The sequence below is a fragment of the Streptomyces sp. MUM 2J genome (assembly GCF_022414535.1).
GTDB lineage: Bacteria > Actinomycetota > Actinomycetes > Streptomycetales > Streptomycetaceae > Streptomyces.
On record NZ_JADWYM010000006.1, the window covers coordinates 279,121 to 296,804 of the forward strand.

Annotated in this window: 10 protein-coding genes; 8 read left to right on the forward strand and 2 right to left on the reverse strand. The window is 74.4% G+C overall.

Going from position 1 to position 17,684, the window contains the following annotated elements:
* Positions 1-133: 133 nt before the first annotated feature.
* Both guaB and I3F54_RS09160 read left to right on the forward strand, forming a co-directional pair.
* Complete coding sequence (guaB, locus tag I3F54_RS09155; protein ID WP_240118121.1) at positions 134-1,636, forward strand: IMP dehydrogenase; 1,503 nt, start codon at positions 134-136, stop codon at positions 1,634-1,636.
* Between the two features lie 140 nt (positions 1,637-1,776).
* On the forward strand, positions 1,777-2,901 hold the full coding sequence (locus tag I3F54_RS09160; RefSeq protein WP_240118122.1) for a GuaB3 family IMP dehydrogenase-related protein: 1,125 nt from the start codon (positions 1,777-1,779) through the stop codon (positions 2,899-2,901).
* 342 nt (positions 2,902-3,243) lie between these two features.
* Here the strand turns inward: I3F54_RS09160 and I3F54_RS09165 are convergent, their stop codons facing one another.
* A complete protein-coding gene (locus I3F54_RS09165; RefSeq protein WP_240118123.1) occupies positions 3,244-4,455 on the reverse strand; it encodes a nucleotide sugar dehydrogenase in 1,212 nt (403 codons plus the stop codon).
* Positions 4,456-4,739: 284 nt separating this feature from the next.
* On the opposite strand from I3F54_RS09165, the gene I3F54_RS09170 reads away from it, so the two are divergent.
* Positions 4,740-6,446, forward strand: a complete 1,707-nt coding sequence (locus tag I3F54_RS09170; RefSeq protein ID WP_240118124.1) for a glycerol-3-phosphate dehydrogenase/oxidase — start codon at positions 4,740-4,742, stop codon at positions 6,444-6,446.
* Between the two features lie 200 nt (positions 6,447-6,646).
* Here the strand turns inward: I3F54_RS09170 and I3F54_RS09175 are convergent, their stop codons facing one another.
* Positions 6,647-7,690 (reverse strand): serine hydrolase, encoded by a 1,044-nt coding sequence (locus tag I3F54_RS09175; RefSeq protein ID WP_240118125.1) that lies wholly within the window; start codon positions 7,688-7,690, stop codon positions 6,647-6,649.
* A 378-nt stretch (positions 7,691-8,068) separates the two neighbouring features.
* Between I3F54_RS09175 and I3F54_RS09180 the strand changes: the two genes are divergently transcribed.
* The 5 genes from I3F54_RS09180 to I3F54_RS09200 form a co-directional block, all read left to right on the forward strand.
* Positions 8,069-10,108, forward strand: a complete 2,040-nt coding sequence (locus I3F54_RS09180) for a serine/threonine-protein kinase (protein WP_240118126.1) — start codon at positions 8,069-8,071, stop codon at positions 10,106-10,108.
* Between the two features lie 178 nt (positions 10,109-10,286).
* Positions 10,287-12,905: a protein kinase gene (locus I3F54_RS09185; RefSeq protein ID WP_240118127.1), complete on the forward strand. Its 2,619-nt coding sequence runs from the start codon at positions 10,287-10,289 to the stop codon at positions 12,903-12,905.
* Between the two features lie 272 nt (positions 12,906-13,177).
* Positions 13,178-14,878: a serine/threonine-protein kinase gene (locus I3F54_RS09190; protein WP_240118149.1), complete on the forward strand. Its 1,701-nt coding sequence runs from the start codon at positions 13,178-13,180 to the stop codon at positions 14,876-14,878.
* A gap of 128 nt (positions 14,879-15,006) precedes the next feature.
* Positions 15,007-16,638, forward strand: a complete 1,632-nt coding sequence (locus I3F54_RS09195; protein WP_240118128.1) for a serine/threonine-protein kinase — start codon at positions 15,007-15,009, stop codon at positions 16,636-16,638.
* A 194-nt stretch (positions 16,639-16,832) separates the two neighbouring features.
* Positions 16,833-17,684 (forward strand): serine/threonine-protein kinase (locus I3F54_RS09200; protein WP_240118129.1); only part of this gene is annotated, 852 nt, incomplete at its 3' end.

Sequence of the window (17,684 nt, forward strand, 5' to 3'; positions counted from 1 at the left end):
GGTTGAACAGGCAGGCACCCGGTTCCGTAGGAACATACGAAGCCGGGGTCGGCCCCTGGCCGTGGAATGAGACGGGTCCATCTCCCGTTAGCATGGACATCCGCACCGATCAAGGCCATTTGGGGAAGGTGTCATGACTGCCAACGTCGACGGAGTGCCCGACAAATTCGCGACACTCGGGCTGACCTACGACGACGTGCTGCTGCTGCCGGGTGCATCCGAGGTGCTCCCCAACGCGGTCGACACCTCGTCCCGCATTTCCCGCAATGTCCGTGTCAACATCCCGCTGCTGTCGGCGGCGATGGACAAGGTGACCGAGTCCCGTATGGCGATCGCGATGGCGCGCCAGGGCGGTGTCGGCGTCCTGCACCGCAACCTGTCCGTCGAGGACCAGGTCAACCAGGTCGACCTGGTCAAGCGCTCCGAGTCCGGCATGGTGGCCAACCCCATCACCATCCACCCGGACGCCACGCTCGCCGAGGCCGACGCGCTGTGCGCCAAGTTCCGCATCAGCGGCGTGCCCGTCACGGACGGCAACCGCAGGCTGCTCGGCATCGTCACCAACCGGGACATGGCCTTCGAGACCGACCGCTCCCGTCAGGTGCGCGAGGTCATGACGCCGATGCCCCTGGTCACCGGCAAGGTCGGCATCTCCGGCCCGGACGCCATGGAGCTGCTGCGCCGGCACAAGATCGAGAAGCTGCCGCTCGTCGACGACGAGGGCGTGCTCCAGGGCCTGATCACGGTCAAGGACTTCGTGAAGGCCGAGCAGTACCCGAACGCCGCCAAGGACGCCGAGGGCCGCCTGCTCGTCGGCGCCGCCGTGGGCGCCAGCCCCGAGGCGCTCGAACGGGCCCAGGCCCTCGCCGCGGCCGGCGTCGACTTCCTGGTCGTCGACACCTCGCACGGCCACAACAGCAACGCCCTCAGCTGGATGGCGAAGATCAAGTCCAGCGTGAACGTCGACGTGGTCGGCGGCAACGTCGCCACCCGCGACGGCGCGCAGGCACTGATCGACGCCGGCGTCGACGGCATCAAGGTCGGGGTGGGCCCCGGCTCCATCTGCACCACCCGCGTCGTCGCCGGTATCGGTGTCCCGCAGGTCACGGCCATCTACGAGGCGTCCCTCGCCGCCCGCCGGGCCGGCGTGCCGGTGATCGGCGACGGTGGTCTGCAGTACTCCGGCGACATCGGCAAGGCGCTCGCCGCCGGCGCCGACACGGTGATGCTCGGCAGCCTCCTTGCCGGTTGCGAGGAGTCGCCGGGCGAGCTGCTGTTCATCAACGGCAAGCAGTTCAAGTCGTACCGCGGCATGGGCTCGCTCGGTGCCATGCAGTCGCGCGGTCAGGGCACCTCGTACTCCAAGGACCGCTACTTCCAGGCCGAGGTCACCTCCGACGAGAAGCTCGTCCCCGAGGGCGTCGAGGGCCAGGTGCCCTACCGCGGCCCGCTCTCCAACGTGCTGCACCAGCTCGTCGGCGGTCTGCGCCAGACCATGGGCTACGTGGGCGCGGCCACCGTCGCGGAGATGGAGTCCAAGGGCCGCTTCGTGCGGATCACCTCGGCGGGGCTCAAGGAGAGCCACCCGCACGACATCCAGATGACGGTCGAGGCGCCGAACTACAGCAGGAAGTGATGCACGCGCGCGCGTGACGCACGGCCGAGGGCGGCCCCGGGGTGATCCGGGGCCGCCCTCGGCGTACCTGCGGGGGGCCGGCGCCGTGCCCGTCGGGGATACTGGGAGGCGCTGCAACGCATCAGGGAAAGGCCACAGACGTGACTGAGATCGAGATCGGGCGCGGCAAGCGCGGCCGCCGGGCGTACGCCTTCGACGACATCGCCGTCGTCCCCAGCCGCCGTACGCGGGACCCGAAGGAGGTCTCCATCGCCTGGCAGATCGACGCCTACCGCTTCGAGCTGCCCTTCCTTGCCGCCCCCATGGACTCCGTCGTCTCCCCGGCCACGGCGATCCGCATCGGCGAGCTGGGCGGCCTGGGCGTGCTGAACCTCGAAGGCCTGTGGACGCGGCACGCGGACCCGCAGCCGCTGCTCGACGAGATCGCGGAGCTGCCGGCCGAGGCGGCGACGCGCCGCCTCCAGGAGATCTACGCGGCCCCCGTCAAGGAGGAGCTGATCGGGCAGCGCATCAAGGAGGTGCGCGACTCGGGCGTGGTCACCGCGGCGGCGCTCTCCCCGCAGCGCACGGCCCAGTTCTCCAAGGCGGTCGTGGACGCGGGCGTGGACATCTTCGTCATCCGCGGCACGACGGTGTCCGCGGAACACGTCTCGCACTCCCACGAGCCGCTGAACCTGAAGCAGTTCATCTACGAGCTGGACGTCCCGGTGATCGTCGGCGGCTGCGCCACCTACACCGCGGCGCTGCACCTGATGCGCACCGGCGCGGCCGGTGTGCTGGTCGGCTTCGGCGGCGGCGCCGCCCACACCACGCGCAGTGTGCTCGGCATCCAGGTGCCCATGGCGACGGCGGTCGCCGACGTGGCCGCCGCCCGGCGCGACTACATGGACGAGTCCGGCGGCCGGTACGTGCACGTGATCGCGGACGGCGGGGTCGGCTGGTCCGGCGACCTGCCCAAGGCGATCGCCTGCGGCGCCGACGCGGTGATGATGGGCTCCCCGCTCGCCCGCGCCACCGACGCGCCCGGCCGGGGCCACCACTGGGGCATGGAGGCCGTCAACGACGAGCTGCCGCGCGGCAAGAAGGTCGACCTGGGCACGGTCGGCACGATCGAGGAGGTCCTCACCGGCCCCTCCCACACGCCCGACGGCTCGATGAACTTCTTCGGTGCGCTGCGGCGGGCCATGGCCACCACCGGCTACAGCGAGCTGAAGGAGTTCCAGCGTGTCGAGGTGACGGTGGCGGACTCGCAGAACCGGCGGTAGGCCGCCGGACCCGCCCGAAGGGCCGGTCGCCCCGTGTGGGGGACCGGCCCTTCGGCGTGTCCGGGGGCGTGTCCGGGAGCCCGCCGCGGGGCACGCCCGGGCGGGGGAGCCGGGGGAGCCGGGGGAGCGGGAGAGCGGGGGAGCGGGAGAGCGACGCGCGGCGGGGCGTGCCCGGGCGGGGGCGGAACCCGTGGGGGCGGGTCACCGGGTTGGGCGCGAGGTGGCGGGTGCGGGCGCGGACCTGCGGGTGCGGGCGCGGGGCTGAGGACTGGGCGCGGGGGGTGGTGGGAGGGACCGGTGGGTGCGGGCGGGCCTGTCCGCCCGCTTCCCGGGCGCCGGCCGTCACACCCGGTGGGCCGCCCCCGTCGGCGTGGCGCCTCGGGTGTCCAGGAGCAGCTGCGCCTTCACGGACAGGCCCTGGAGGTCGTACGTCCGGTGCTGCTGGAGCAGGATCGTCAGGTCGGCGTCGCCCACCGCCTCGTACAGCGAGTCCGCGCGGGGCACGGGCCGGTCCAGGACACTCCAGGACGGTACGTGGGGATCGTGGTAGCTGACCGAGGCGCCGAGCCGCATCAGCCCGGTCGTGATCTCCTCCGCCGGTGTGCCCTGCCGGTCGGCGACGTCGGCCTTGTAGGTGACGCCCAGGAGGAGGATGCGGGCACCGCGCGCGGACTTGCCGTGTTCGTTGAGGAGGGCGGCGGCGCGCTGGACGACGTACCGGGGCATGCGGCTGTTGACCTGGTGGGCCAGTTCCACCATGCGCAGGCCGCGGGCCGTGCGCCCGGTGAGGTCCTGCGGGACGGAGTGACCGCCGACGCCGGGGCCGGGGCGGAACGCCTGGAAGCCGAACGGCTTGGTCTCCGCGCAGCGGATGACGTCCCACAGGTCGACGCCCAGCTCGTGGCACAGGACGGCCATCTCGTTGACGAGGGCGATGTTGACGTGACGGTAGTTCGTCTCCAGCACCTGCACGGTCTCGGCCTCGCGCAGGCCACGCGCGCGTACCACCTTGTCGGTGATGCGGCCGTAGAAGGCGGCGGCCGACTCGGTGCAGGCGGGGGTGAGGCCGCCGATGACCTTCGGGGTGTTGACGGGGGTGAAGGCGCGGTTGCCGGGGTCGGCGCGGGCGGGGGAGTGGGCGAGGTGGAAGTCGCGGCCCGCGCGCAGGCCCGAGCCCTCTTCGAGGAGGGGACGCAGGAACTCCTCCGTGGTGCCGGGGCGGACCGGTGACTCCAGGATGACGGTGGTGTGCGGGCGCATGTGTCCGGCGAGGGCGCGAGCGGCGTTTTCGAGCTGGCCGAGGTCGTGTTCGCCGTCGGGGCCGCAGGGGGTGGGGGCGCAGAGCACGGCGGTGCGGACGCGCCCGAGTTCGGCCGGTCCGGTGGCCTGCCGGAAGCCGCGCGCGAGCATCCGGCGCAGCTCGGCGGGGCTGAGGGAGGTGCCGGCCTCCGGGCCCGTCCGGTAGCCGACGGTGGGGATGCCGGCGGCGACGGCGGCCTGGGCCAGCGGCAGGCCGAGCGGGCCGAGTCCGATGACGGCGAGATCTGCGGGCATGGCGTGAGCCGTCCTTCCCGGTAACCGAAGTGGGACAGACGCGCAAGCCCGGTGGACAGGATGAGCGAGCGCACTGTCAGACTAGGAGTAAATATGACCGATATGTGGGATTGATCCGCCCTGTTTCGGTGAGTGTTTCCCGGCCGGACCCGCGGGCGTCGTCCACAGGCCGGGGGCGAGTGGTGGCTGAAGTCGGGCAAGCCGGTCAGAATTCGGGCAGGGGGGAGTGGACCGGGCTTCGCCCGCCGGGTGCGGCCGACGCGACGGACGATCGGGAGGCAGCAGTGAGGACAGCGACACTGGGGCCGGCGCAGCGTGCCGAGTCACTCGCCGCGATGGCGGAGCGGGAACTGGACGTGCTGGTCGTCGGCGGCGGTGTCGTAGGTGCCGGGACCGCCCTCGACGCCGTGACGCGGGGTCTGGCCACCGGGCTGGTCGAGGCGCGCGACTGGGCCTCGGGCACCTCCAGCCGGTCCAGCAAGCTGATCCACGGCGGCCTGCGCTACCTGGAGATGCTCGACTTCGCGCTCGTCCGCGAGGCGCTGAAGGAGCGCGGCCTGCTGCTGGAGCGACTCGCCCCGCACCTGGTGAAGCCGGTGCCGTTCCTCTATCCCCTTCGGCACCGCGGTTGGGAGCGGCTGTACGCCGGGTCGGGCGTCGCGCTCTACGACGCCATGTCGATGGCCCGCGGCCGCGGCCGGGGCCTGCCGCTGCACCGGCACCTGAGCCGGCGTCACGCACTGCGGGTGGCCCCCTGCCTGCAGAAGGACGCCCTCGTCGGTGCCCTGCAGTACTACGACGCCCAGATGGACGACGCGCGCTTCGTGGCCACCCTGGTGCGCACGGCGGCTTCGTACGGCGTGAAGGCGGCCAACCGCGCACGGGTGACCGGCTTCCTGCGCGAGGGGGAGCGCGTGGTCGGCGCCCGGGTGCAGGACGTCGAGGGCGGCGGGGAGTACGAGGTCCACGCCAAGCAGATCGTCAACGCCACGGGCGTCTGGACCGACGATACGCAGGCGATGGTGGGTGAGCGCGGGCAGTTCCACGTCCGCGCCTCCAAGGGCATCCACCTCGTCGTGCCGCGGGACCGCATCAGCTCCTCCACCGGGCTGATCCTGCGCACCGAGAGGTCCGTGCTGTTCGTCATCCCCTGGGGCCGGCACTGGATCGTCGGGACGACGGACACCGGCTGGGACCTGGACAAGGCCCACCCGGCCGCCTCCAGCGCCGACATCGACTACCTCCTGGAGACCGTGAACTCGGTGCTCGCGGTTCCGCTGACCCGCGACGACGTCGAGGGCGTGTACGCGGGGCTGCGCCCGCTGCTGGCCGGCGAGTCCGAGGCCACCAGCAAGCTCTCCCGCGAGCACACGGTGGCCCACCCGGCGCCGGGCCTGGTCGTGGTCGCGGGCGGCAAGTACACGACCTACCGGGTGATGGCCAAGGACGCCGTCGACGAGGCCGTGCGCGGACTCGACCTGCGCGTCGCCGACTGCGTCACGGAGGACGTCCCCCTGCTCGGCGCGGAGGGCTACCACGCGCTGTGGAACGCGCGGGCACGGATCGCCGCCCGGGCGGGGCTGCACGCGGTCCGTGTGGAGCACCTGCTGAACCGATACGGCTCGATGGCCGAGGAGGTCCTCGGGCTCGTCGCCGCCGACCCCGGCCTCGGCAAACCCCTCCAGGCCGCCGACGACTACCTGCGTGCCGAGATCGTCTACGCCGCCTCGCACGAGGGCGCACGGCACCTGGACGACGTCCTGACCCGCCGCACCCGCATCTCCATCGAGACCTTCGACCGCGGCACCCGCAGTGCCAGGGAGGCGGCCGAGTTGATGGCGCCGGTGCTCGGCTGGGACGGGGACCACGTCGAACGCGAGGTCGAGCACTACGAGAAGCGGGTGGAGGCCGAGCGGGAGTCGCAGCTCCAGCCGGACGACCTGACGGCGGACGCGGCGCGGCTGGGAGCACCGGACATCGTCCCGCTGTGACGGGTGGCGACGATCGTCGGGGCCACGGCGGTGTGGCCTTGCCGGTGTGCCGGTGTGCCGGTGTGCCGGTGTGGCCGTGGGCGGTGTGGCCACAGGGGCTCGGCGGGGCATCGCCGGGTCGGACGGTGCCGTGCCGACTGCCGGTGCACTCACTCGAAAGAGTGAGCGAATACGGGATCTCGGTGTGCGTCTGAAGCGTTCTACGGGGTGCGAGGGCAGAACTCGGCGGCGAGCAGGGCCGGTTCGAGGCCGGGGTCTGCGATCGTGGTCGTGTTCACCCGGAAGGTGAGGACGCGGCGGCCGTCGGCGGTGGCGGCGCTGCGCACGTAGCTGCCGGATATCCGGCCGTTGTGCCCCCACACCGTGGTGCCGCACGGCAGTTCCACCGGATAGAGGCCCATGCCGTACGCGCCGTGTGCGGTGCGGGTGTCGAGCATCTCGCGCAACTCGCGCGGGGGCAGCAGCTCGCCGCCGAGCAGGGCCGCGTAGAAGCGGTCCAGGTCGGCAAGCGTGGTCACCAGTTCGCCCGCGGCTCCGGCCACCCGTGGATCGAGTTCGGTGACGTCGGAGCCGTCGATGGCGAAGGAGCGCCCGTGCGGGGCGGGCAACGTCGCGCGGGAGCCCGGGAAGGAGGTGCCCGTCAGACCCAGCGGAGCGATGATGCGCCGCTCGGCCTCGGCGGCGTACGAGCGGCCGGTCACCCGGTCGACGACCATGCCGAGCAGGACGTAGTCGGTGTTGGAGTAGAAGTAGCGGCCTCGGCCGGCCGGAGGGTGGGTGAGTGCGAGACGGACGGCCTGCACGGGGCTGACGGGGACGGTGCCGCCGGTGAGCCGTGCGAAGTCGTACAGCCCACTGGTGTGCGTCAGCAGGGAGCGAAGGGTCAGGGCGCGCCCGTCGTTGCCGGCGCCGCGCACCAGGCCCGGCACGTGCTGCTCCACCGTGTCCGACAGGGAAAGCCGCTGCTCGGCGGCGAGTTGGAGGACGATCGTGGCGAGGAAGGTCTTGGTGATGCTGCCGGCGCGGAAGTGGTCGGCACGGGAGATGCCCCGGCCGGCCCGGGCGTAGCGGACTCCGGTCTCCTCCTGCGCGAGGAGCGCCGCGGAGGGTGCCCCGCCACGGGTCACCAGCAGTGGCAGGACCGCGTCCGCGGGCGCCGTCGCCCGCGCCTGCGAACCGGCCGGAGCGAGCAGCAGCAGCGCGAGCACGACGAGCGCGGCCGGCAGGCTTCGCGGCGACGGCATCGCGTTCCCTCCCCTCGTTCTGGTCCTCCCTGAGCGCCCGGCCGTTGGCCCCGGTCGTCGTAGCCGTTCGGTCGACCCGGTCGACCTCGTCCTGGGCGACCCCGTCGTTCCGGGCGACCCCGGGCGTCCCGGGCGTCCCGGGTGTGCCGGTTGCCTCGCGAGGCGCGGCGGCGCCCGGGAGCGGGGCCCATCATCCCCGTCGGTGGAACGGCCGCTGAGCCGGGGGCCGAAGGAAGTGCGAGAGGGATGCGAAGGGGGTGCGGCATGCACGGAACGGAAGGTTCCGGGTGCGCTGCGTTGAGGGACCCTGGGTGCGTCGGGCACTTGCCGGGTGAGAGACAATGGAGGCTCTGTCAGGGCGGGTTGCAGAGGGGACGCATGTCGGAGGCGGAGCGGGCGGGGACACCCCGTCAGGACAAGAGCGCACGTCTCCTCGCCGGGCGGTACCGGCTGGGAGGCGTACTCGGCCGCGGCGGCATGGGCACGGTGTGGCGCGCCGAGGACGAGACCCTCGGTCGGACGGTCGCCGTCAAGGAGCTGCGGTTCCCGTCGGACATCGACGAGGAGGAGAAGCGCCGGCTCATCACGCGCACGCTGCGTGAGGCCAAGGCGATCGCGCGCATCCGCAACACCAGTGCGGTGACCGTGTTCGACGTGGTCCAGGAGGACGACCGGCCCTGGATCGTGATGGAACTCGTCGAGGGCAAGTCGCTCGCCGAGGTCATCCGTGAGGACGGGCTGCTGGAGCCGGAACGGGCCGCGGAGGTCGGACTCGCCGTCCTCGACGTGCTGCGGTCGGCCCACCGCGAGGGCATCCTGCACCGCGACGTGAAGCCGTCGAACGTGCTGATCGCCGACGACGGCCGGGTCGTGCTCACCGACTTCGGCATCGCGCAGGTCGAGGGCGACCCGTCCATCACCTCCACGGGCATGCTCGTCGGCGCCCCTTCGTACATCTCCCCCGAACGGGCCCGCGGGCACAAGCCGGGGCCGGCGGCCGACCTGTGGTCGCTGGGCGGGCTGCTGTACGCGGCGGTCGAGGGCACGCCCCCGTACGACAAGGGCTCCGCGATCGCCACGCTCACCGCGGTGATGACCGAGCCGCTGGAGGAGCCGAAGCACGCCGGCCCGCTCCGGGACGTCATCTGCGGCCTGCTCGCCAAGGACCCCACCCAGCGGCTGGACGACGAGGGTGCCCGCGCGATGCTGAAGGCGGTCCTCCACACGGCCGGCGCCGATGCCGTAGGGGCCGGGCCTGTGGGTGACGCGACGAAGGCCGTCCCGCTGCCGGTACAGCCGGACGCCCGCACCCGGCAGGGAGGTCCGTCGGGCACCGGCAACAGGCGCGGCGAGGAGGCGGCGGATCGGCTGCGCGGCGCGCTGCGTTCGGTGCGCAGGGCCGCCGGCGCGGTCGGGGCCGGCGGGACGGCGGCCAAGGCCACCACGGCCGCCTCTTCCGCCCCGGGGCGCGGCACCTCCGCCGGCGCCGCCGCGGCCCCCGGCGGCGCTTCGGGAGCGCCCGCCGCCACGCCGGCGTCGTCGCCGCGGGGCTCCGGACCGGCCCCGCGGGGCAACGGAACGGGGCCCCAGGGCAACGGGACGTCCGGCAACCAGCGTTCCGGCTGGGGTGTCGTGCCGCCGCCGGACCTGGACCTGACTCCGCGACCCGTGCCGAGGGCACCGCTCACCAAGGCCGTACCGCGGCGCGCGCTGCTGGTCGTCGCCGTGGTGGTGGTACTCGCCGTGCTGGGCACCGTCCTGGCCCTGACGCTCGGGGGCGGCGACGGCGCGCGGAACGGCACCCGTTCCGGAGCGGCCGCCGGTCCCTCCACCAAGGAGGACCCCGCCGGCGTCACCGGCACCGGCACGGGGACCGACGGCGCCGCGTCACCCTCCGCCCAGGCCGTTACGGACACGGTCGGCACGCCCGGCGGCGGCACCGCGCCGAGCGGCGGCACGACGGCCACGGCGGGTACCGCCGACAACGGGGCCGCCACGACGCACCGCAGCGGCCAGGGGTACACGATCGGGCTGCCCGCGGGATGGAAGTTCCAGACGTCCAGTGCCGCGGGTGACCGCTTCACCGGCCCGAACGGCCAGAAGCTGCTCGTGGGATGGACCACCACGCCCAAGGACGACCCCGTCGCGGACTGGCAGAACCAGGAACGGTACATGCAGCGGGCGCAGTACGACCGGATTCGAATAGAGAAGGTGGACTACAACGGCTGGAACACGGCCGACTGGGAGTTCACCTACGTCTCCGACGGGACGAAGTACCGGAGCGTCGACCGCGGGTTCGTCGTCGACGCCCACCTGGGGTACGGCCTGATGTACACCGCCAAGGCCGACGACTGGCGCGGCGACCTGCGCAGGAACACCTGGCGGACGCTCACGGACACGTTCCGCCCGAAGAAGTGAGGCAGAGCCCTCCGTAAGTGGGGCGGGCGATGCCGGGACGGGATCTCACATCCCCTCTCTGCGGGTCGCCTCCGGCACGTATCGTGAGTGCTTGCGGACCGTACGCATCCGGGTGGAGGTGCACAACGGGACGTGTATCGAACGGAATTGACCGACCGGGGCGGCCGGGGGAGGCCACGTGGACGACTATGCGGGACGGGTACTGGCCGACCGGTACCGCCTGCCGCTGCCGCCGTCCGACGAGTACGAACTCATCGAGACCCGCGCCTTCGACACCTACAGCGGGCAGGAAGTCCTGATCCGGCAGGTGCCGTTGCCCGAGGTCGTCGAGGCGGAGGTACTCGACGCCGAGGGGCTGCCCGAAGGATTCACGGCACGTGAACGGCCGGGCGGAGCCCACGTCCGGGGCGCCGGACGGGCCGCCGCGGGCACGAGCACCCGGCGGCCGTCCGACCCCGTGGTGCGGCGTGCGCTGGAGGCCGCCCAGGCCGCCGCGCGGATTCCCGACCACCCGCGGCTCGACCAGGTCTTCGACGTCTTCGCCGAGGCCGGCTCGCTGTGGGTGGTGAGCGAACGGGTGGCCGCCCGGCCGCTGTCGGCGCTGCTCGCGGAGCAGCCGCTGACGCCCTACCGGGCGGCCGAAGTCGCCTCCGACGTGCTGACGGCGCTGCGAGCCCTGCACGCGCACGGCTGGGTGCACCGCAACATCACCGCCCGCACGGTGCTCGTCTGCGACGACGGACGCATCATGCTCACCGGTCTGGCGGCCGGCGCGGCGGAGGAGGCCCTGTGCGGCTACGACCCCGTCCCGCCCCAGGACGACGAGAGCGAGGGCGGGCCCGACGAGGAGCCCGGCACCGGCCACACGGAGCGCCTCCCGGGTGGCACCGGCGTGTACGGCGCTCCCGGCGGGGCCGCGGCGGGCCCCCGTGCCCCCGGCGGGGTTCTGCCCCGCAGCGGCGCCGGCGCCCCGGCGGGCGCGGACGGCGGCGCGGGACCCCGCGCCGCATACGGAGGCGCCGATCCCGAGGCCGCCCGGCGAGCGGCGATCCAGGCACGCGCGGCCGGTGGGCGGGCGGGCCAGGGTGCCGAGCCGGCGAACGGGGCCTCGGCCGCGCTCGCCCGGAGCACGACGTCAGGGAACGGGGACGACGTCCGTGCCGCACGCGCCGGGGCGATCGCCGCGTACCGCGCGGGAGCGCGTGCCGCGGCCCGGGTCCAGGAGACCCGGCAGAACGGGAGGGCCGCGCTGCCCGGCGGCCGGCCCCCCGCCGCGGGAGACGACGCCGGTACCCGCAGCGACGGGGCAGCGCCCCGATCGCCGTACTCCTCCGGCCCCGCGGCCACGCCCCCGCCGGGCACGACGGCCGACCCCCACGGCGTCGGCGTCACCCCCTGGCACGGCGCCGTACCGCGCCCGTCCGCCCCGGCCCCGGCGCCGCCGTCCGCCGACACCACCGCCCCGGCACCCGCCCGCTGGGACGAACCGGCGGCCGGTGCCCCGCGCCACCGCGGACCCGCCACCGCGCTCGCCGCCGAGCGGGCGCGGCAGGCCCGGATCGCCCTGGTCGGCGCCGTCACCGAACGGTGGGCGCCCGAGCAGGCCGGCCCGGTGCACGACAACTGGCAGCTGGCCGCGCCGATCGGGCCCGCCACCGACCTGTGGGCGCTCGGTGCGCTGCTCTTCCGGGCCGTGCAGGGGCATGCGCCCTACCCGGAGGAGTCGACGGCGGAACTGGTGCAGATGGTGTGCGCCGAACCACCCGCGTTCGCCGAGGAGTGCGGGCCGCTCAGGCCGGTCGTCGAGTCGCTGCTGCGCCAGGACCCCACCGACCGGCCCGACGTGGAGGAACTGCGCGGTTGGCTGCGCTCGCTGGTGCGTTCCGCCCCCGAGCCGGAGGCCGGCGCACACGTCGTCGCGGCGCCGCCCGCCGACCCCAGCCGGTTGCCGGTCGTGCGTCGCCGGGGCGAACTGGTGCGCAGGCGGCGCGCCGGACTGCCCGCGAACACGCACGGGCGGCACAAGCGGGCCCGTGAGGAAGGCCGTCCGGCCCGCCCGCCGCGCCGGCTGGGCCGTACGCTGCTGCTGCTGATCCTCGCCCTGCTGGCCACGGCGGTCGCGTACGCCATGTTCTTCATGCCGAAGGCCGACGGCCGGGCCGGGGCAGCGGTGCCCGGCGCCGACCGGACCGGCGCCGCCGGGGAGGCCGCGCCGCCCTCCGAACAGCCCGCGGCGAGCAGCGAGCCCCGGCCCGACCAGACCTCACCCGGTGGGGACGGCGCGGGCGGCACCGAACCGGCGGGGTCGGCCGCGACCCAGCCGCAGACAGCGGGTCCCGGGGCCGCGGACGGATTCACCGTCCGCACCGATCCGGAGGGCTTCCGGGTCGCGGTGGCCGACGGCTGGGAGCGCACGCCGAAGAACGGGCGCGGGCAAGTGCTGTACACGCACGGCGGCTTCGAGCTCATCGTCGTACCCGGCCGGGACGGCGCGACCGCCTTCGGCAGCGATCCGATGGTCTACCAGCGGGAGAAGGAACGTGAGATCCAGCCGTACCGCGACTCCAGCTGGGCCACCGCCAGTGGCCTGAAGACCATTCAGGTAGGTGGCCGGACCATGGCGGAGGGCCAGTTCACCTGGACCGGTGCCGACGGCCGGGAGCTGTACGTACGCAACCTCGCGATGCTCGTCGGCGGCCGCTACCACATCGTGCAGGTACGCGGCCCGGAGGCGGAGCGGGACGAGGTGACGCGGCTGTACGAGCAGGCGTCGGCGACGTACCGCCCGTCGAGTTGAACCCCGGACCCAGACCCGGGTCCAGCCCCCGGGTCCAGCCCCCCGCCCCGCGCGGCGGACCGGCGTCCGCCGGCGTACGGTCCCGGACGGCCGTCCCGGTGACGCTCCGGCACCGGGCCGTCCATGCGCGGTGATCGGCCCGGTCACCGCCTCCCGCACGGCGGAGCGACAACCGTCACAGTGCGGTCACCGTGACACCCCTCCGGTTCCCCGGGCGCGGGCCGGTCTTTAGTCTGACCTTGTCAAGAGCATTGCGGGGCAACGTGAATCAGATGCAGGGCCTGCTCCTCGCGGGCCGCTACCGGCTTGCCGACACCATCGGCAGGGGTGGCATGGGCCGTGTGTGGCGCGCGCACGACGAGCTGTTGCACCGGGCGGTCGCGATCAAGGAGCTGACCGCGGCGCTCTACGTCTCCGAGAGTGAGAAGGCCGTCCTGCTGGCACGCACCCGTGCCGAGGCGCGGGCCGCCGCGCGGGTCAACCACTCCGCCGTCGTCACGGTGCACGACGTCCTCGAACACGACGGCCGGCCGTGGATCGTGATGGAGCTGGTGGAGGGTCACTCGCTCGCCGACGCGGTCAAGGAGCAGGGCCGCGTCGAACCCACGGAGGCCGCCCGGATCGGCCTGTGGGTGCTGCGCGCCCTGCGTGCCGCGCACACCGCCGGCGTCCTGCACCGCGACGTGAAGCCCGGCAACGTCCTGCTCGCCCACGACCGCCGCGTCCTGCTCACCGACTTCGGCATCGCCCAGATCGAGGGCGACACGACGATCACCCGCACCGGCGAGGTCGTCGGTTCCGTCGACTACCTCGCCCCCGAGCGCATCCGCGGCCACGACCCCGGCCCCGCGTCCGACCTGTGGGCACTCGGCGCGACGCTGTACACGGCGGTGGAAGGCAGGTCGCCGTTCCGCCGCACCTCGCCGCTGTCGACCATGCAGGCGGTGGTCGAGGAGGAGGTCGCCCCGCCCCTCAACGCCGGACCGTTGACGCCCGTCATCGACGCCCTGCTCCGCAAGGACCCCGCGGCCCGGCCCGACGCCGGCGCGACCGAGCAGATGCTCGCCGAGGCGGCGGAGGGACGGACCCCCGGCGCGGCACAGGCGTACGTGCCGACCCGGCACGGCCACCCCCGGCACGACCTCGGATACGACACGGGGTACGAGGTCCGGTCCGGGTACGGACCGGAGACGGCCGCACCGGTGAACCCGGCGACGGGCCGCACCGCGGTCGGCTCCGTCCCCGCCGGCCCCACACCCGCCGGCCTGACCCCCTCGGGCCCCTCGCCCGTCACCGGCTCGACCGCGGTCGGGCCCGCGGCACCCCCACGGCCCCGCCGCAGGCTGCGCACGGTCGCCGTCGTCGCGGCCTTCGCCGCCGTCGTCGGCGCGGGTACCGCGGTGGTCCTGCAGCAGTGGGACGCGGGCCGGCGCACCGCCGGCGGGACCGGCGCCACGGCATCCGACTCCGGAACGCCGAGTCCGCCCGCCGAGGGCACGGTCCCGGACGGCTGGGAGACGGTGACCGATCCCGTGGGCTTCACGCTGTCCCTGCCCAAGGGCTGGCAGCGGCAGGTTTTCAGCCAGAAGGGCAACCTCACGCAGATCGACTACTCACCCGACGGCGGCGAGCACTTCGTCCGCATCGCCGTCGACACCGACCCCGACTACGACGACCCGTACCGGCACCAGCTCTCCCTCGACCAGCAGTTGCACCGGCTCGTCGACTACAAGCAGCTGGAGCTGACGGTCGTCACCTACCGCGACCGCCGGGCCTCCCTGTGGGAGTACACCTGGACCGCGCAGCCCAAGGACACCGACTTCCCCGGCCCGCGGCACGCCGTCGACGAGGCGTACCTCACCGACGACGGCACCGAGTACGCGCTCTACATGTCCTCACCCGCCGACGACTGGGACACCACCCGGGCGCAGTTCAGGACCGTCCTGCGCAGCTGGCGGCCGAAGCCCTCCTAGCGCGGCCGAAGCCCTGCCTGCGGGCCCCGCACCGTGCGCGCCGGAGGCGCCACAACCGGCCACGGACCCCACGTCGTGGCCGGTCACCGCCCCGGAGGGCGGACATCCGGTGGTGCATGATGGGGCGTATGGGGACCGAGGGGGAAGACGGCCGTGTGATCGCGGACCGCTACCGTCTGCGGGCGCGGCTGGGCCGGGGCGGCATGGGCGTCGTGTGGCGTGCCACCGACGAACTCCTGGGCCGGCAGGTGGCGGTCAAGGAGATCGCCCTCGACGAGGGACCCGACGAGGCCGAGGTGCGCCGACAGCGCGACCGCAGCCTGCGGGAGGCGCGCGCGGTCGCGCAGTTGCGCCACCCGCACATCGTCGTCGTGCACGACGTCGTCGAGCAGGACGGCCATCCCTACATGGTCATGGAACTGATCGACGGAGGCTCGCTCGCCGACCGGGTCGCCCGGTGGGGGCCCGTCGACGCCGCCGAGGCCGCACGGATCGGCCTCGCCCTGCTCGGCGCGCTGCGCGCGGCGCACACGGCCGGGGTGCTGCACCGGGACATCAAGCCCGCCAACGTGCTCGTCGAGTCCGGCACCGACCGCGTCGTCCTCACCGACTTCGGTATCGCCCAGGTCGCGGGGGCCACCACGCTCACCGAGACGGGCTCCTTCGTCGGTTCACCCGAGTACACCGCGCCGGAGCGGATGGCGGGTGCCGGCACCGGGCCGGCCTCCGACCTGTGGTCCCTCGGTGCGCTGCTGTGCACGATCCTCAGTGGCGAATCGCCGTTCCGGCGCGACTCGCTGGGCGGCATCCTGCACGCCGTCGTCTCCGACGAGATCCGTGTACCCGCGCAGGCCGAACCGATCCTGCCGGTCGTCCGCGGCCTGCTGGAACGCGACCCGGACCGGCGGATGGACGCCACCGAGGCCGAACGCCTGCTGCGCGCCTACCTCGACACGGGCCGCACGCCCGCGCCGGCCGCCCCGTCCCACCCGCCGACGCGGGCCGACACGGCACGGCCCCCGGAACGCAAGGCCCCCTCCGCGCGGGGTGTGCTGATGGCGGCGCTGCTGGTCGCCGCGATGGCGGGCGCGGGCGTGTCGGCGGCGGCGCTGCTCATGCACGAACGGGGCGGTGGCGGAACACCGGCGAGTTCGGCGCCGGTGAGTCCCGCGACGTCGGGCAGCGGCACCTCCGGCCCGTCGTCCGCCGGCCCCTCGCCCACCACCACTTCGTCACCCGGCACCTCCTCACCGGGCGTGCCCACCGCCTCGACCACCGCGCCCCGCGGCGCGTCCGGCGTCTCCGGGAGCCGCGCCACCGCACCCTCCGGCTACCGCCTCACCGAGGACCCGGCCGGGTTCCGCCTCGCCGTGCCGGACGGCTTCGTCCGCCGGCCGCAGGGCGAGCGCGTGTTCTACCTGTCGCCGGGCGGGACCTTCCGCCTCGGTGTCAAGCCCGGCGCCCCCGTACCGGGCGGCCCGCCGGCCGTGCTGCGCCGTGCGGACGCCGCCGGCCCGGACACCAACCCCGGTTACCGCGACGCGCGGGTCTTCGAGACCACGCACCGCGGAGCGCCCGCCGCCTTCTGGGAGTTCACCTGGAACGGCTTCAGCGCGGCGGAGGGGCCCCGGCACACCTACGACCTGTGCTGGGAGGAGGGCGGCCGGATGTACGACGTGTGGGTGTCGGCGCCGGTCGGGCAGGCACACGAGGCGCGGGAGTACTTCGACGTGGCCGTCGGCACCTTCGCCGGCCTCTGAACCGGCGGCCGGGCACCCTCCGGCGTCGTGCCGCAACGTGTGGCGACCCAGGGCGAGTTGGCGGCAGTGGCGCCACCTCGCAGGCCGGGGGAGCGGCGGAGGCGCGGTGTGCCGGGGGCGAGCCGCCGGCCTTCCCGGACCGGTCGGTGCGACACGCGTCGACAAGGGCCTGTCCCGCGCGATAGGCATGGGACATGAGCGACGGCGGCGACGTGAGCGACGACGGCGGAAGCGGCGCATCCGGTCGGCTGGTGGGCGGGCGCTACCGGCTGCTGGAGCGGATCGGCGGCCCGGACGGCGCCGGTTGCGTGTGGCGGGCGCTGGACGAGCGCACGGAACGCGAGGTCGCCGTGCGGCAGCCGTGGCCGGCGGTCCGTCCGGGAGACGACGGCTACGAGCGCGCCGCCCACCGCCTGCTGCACGAGGCCCGTGCGGCGGCCCGCGTCGACCATCCCTCGGCGGTCTTCGTGCACGACGTCGTCGCCGGCGAGAACGGCGGACCGCCGTGGCAGGTCGTGGAGTTGGTGCCGGGCGAGTCCCTGCGCCGCCGGATCGCCCGGGCGCCCCTCGACGCCGTCGAGGCCGCCCGTATCGGCCTGGCCGTCCTGGGCGCCCTGCGCGCCGCGCACGCGGTCGGCATCGTGCACCGCGACGTGCGGCCCGCCAACGTGCTCCTGGACCCTGAAGGCCGGGTGGTCCTGGCCGGGTTCGGCATCGGGTCCCCGGCGTCCGGCGACGCGTTCCGGGCGCCGGAGCGTCACGCGGGCCGGCGCGGCGGCCCGGCGTCCGACCTGTGGTCGCTGGGCGCACTGCTGCGGGCGGCCGTGGGGGAGGACGCGGGCGCCCTCGGCCCGCTCGTGGAACGCCTGCTGGCGCCGGAGCCGGAGATGCGGCCCGGGGCGGTGGAGACGGCCGCGGCGCTGGAGGCGGTGGCGGCGGGGCACCCGGCGGCCGCCCCGGACCGTGGGGACGGGGAACCGGCGGTGGCCGTCGGCCCGGTGGCGACGGGTGAGCCCGCACCGGCAGCCGTCGTGCCGGAGGCGGCC

Excerpts from the sequence above, each read along its gene's own strand:
- I3F54_RS09180 (WP_240118126.1), top strand. The coding sequence starts at position 8,069 with ATGTCGGAGGCGGAGCGGGCGGGGACACCCCGTCAGGACAAGAGCGCA.
- I3F54_RS09175 (WP_240118125.1), bottom strand. The coding sequence starts at position 7,690 with ATGCCGTCGCCGCGAAGCCTGCCGGCCGCGCTCGTCGTGCTCGCGCTG.
- I3F54_RS09165 (WP_240118123.1), bottom strand. The coding sequence starts at position 4,455 with ATGCCCGCAGATCTCGCCGTCATCGGACTCGGCCCGCTCGGCCTGCCG.
- I3F54_RS09190 (WP_240118149.1), top strand. The coding sequence starts at position 13,178 with ATGCAGGGCCTGCTCCTCGCGGGCCGCTACCGGCTTGCCGACACCATC.
- guaB (WP_240118121.1), top strand. The coding sequence starts at position 134 with ATGACTGCCAACGTCGACGGAGTGCCCGACAAATTCGCGACACTCGGG.
- I3F54_RS09195 (WP_240118128.1), top strand. The coding sequence starts at position 15,007 with ATGGGGACCGAGGGGGAAGACGGCCGTGTGATCGCGGACCGCTACCGT.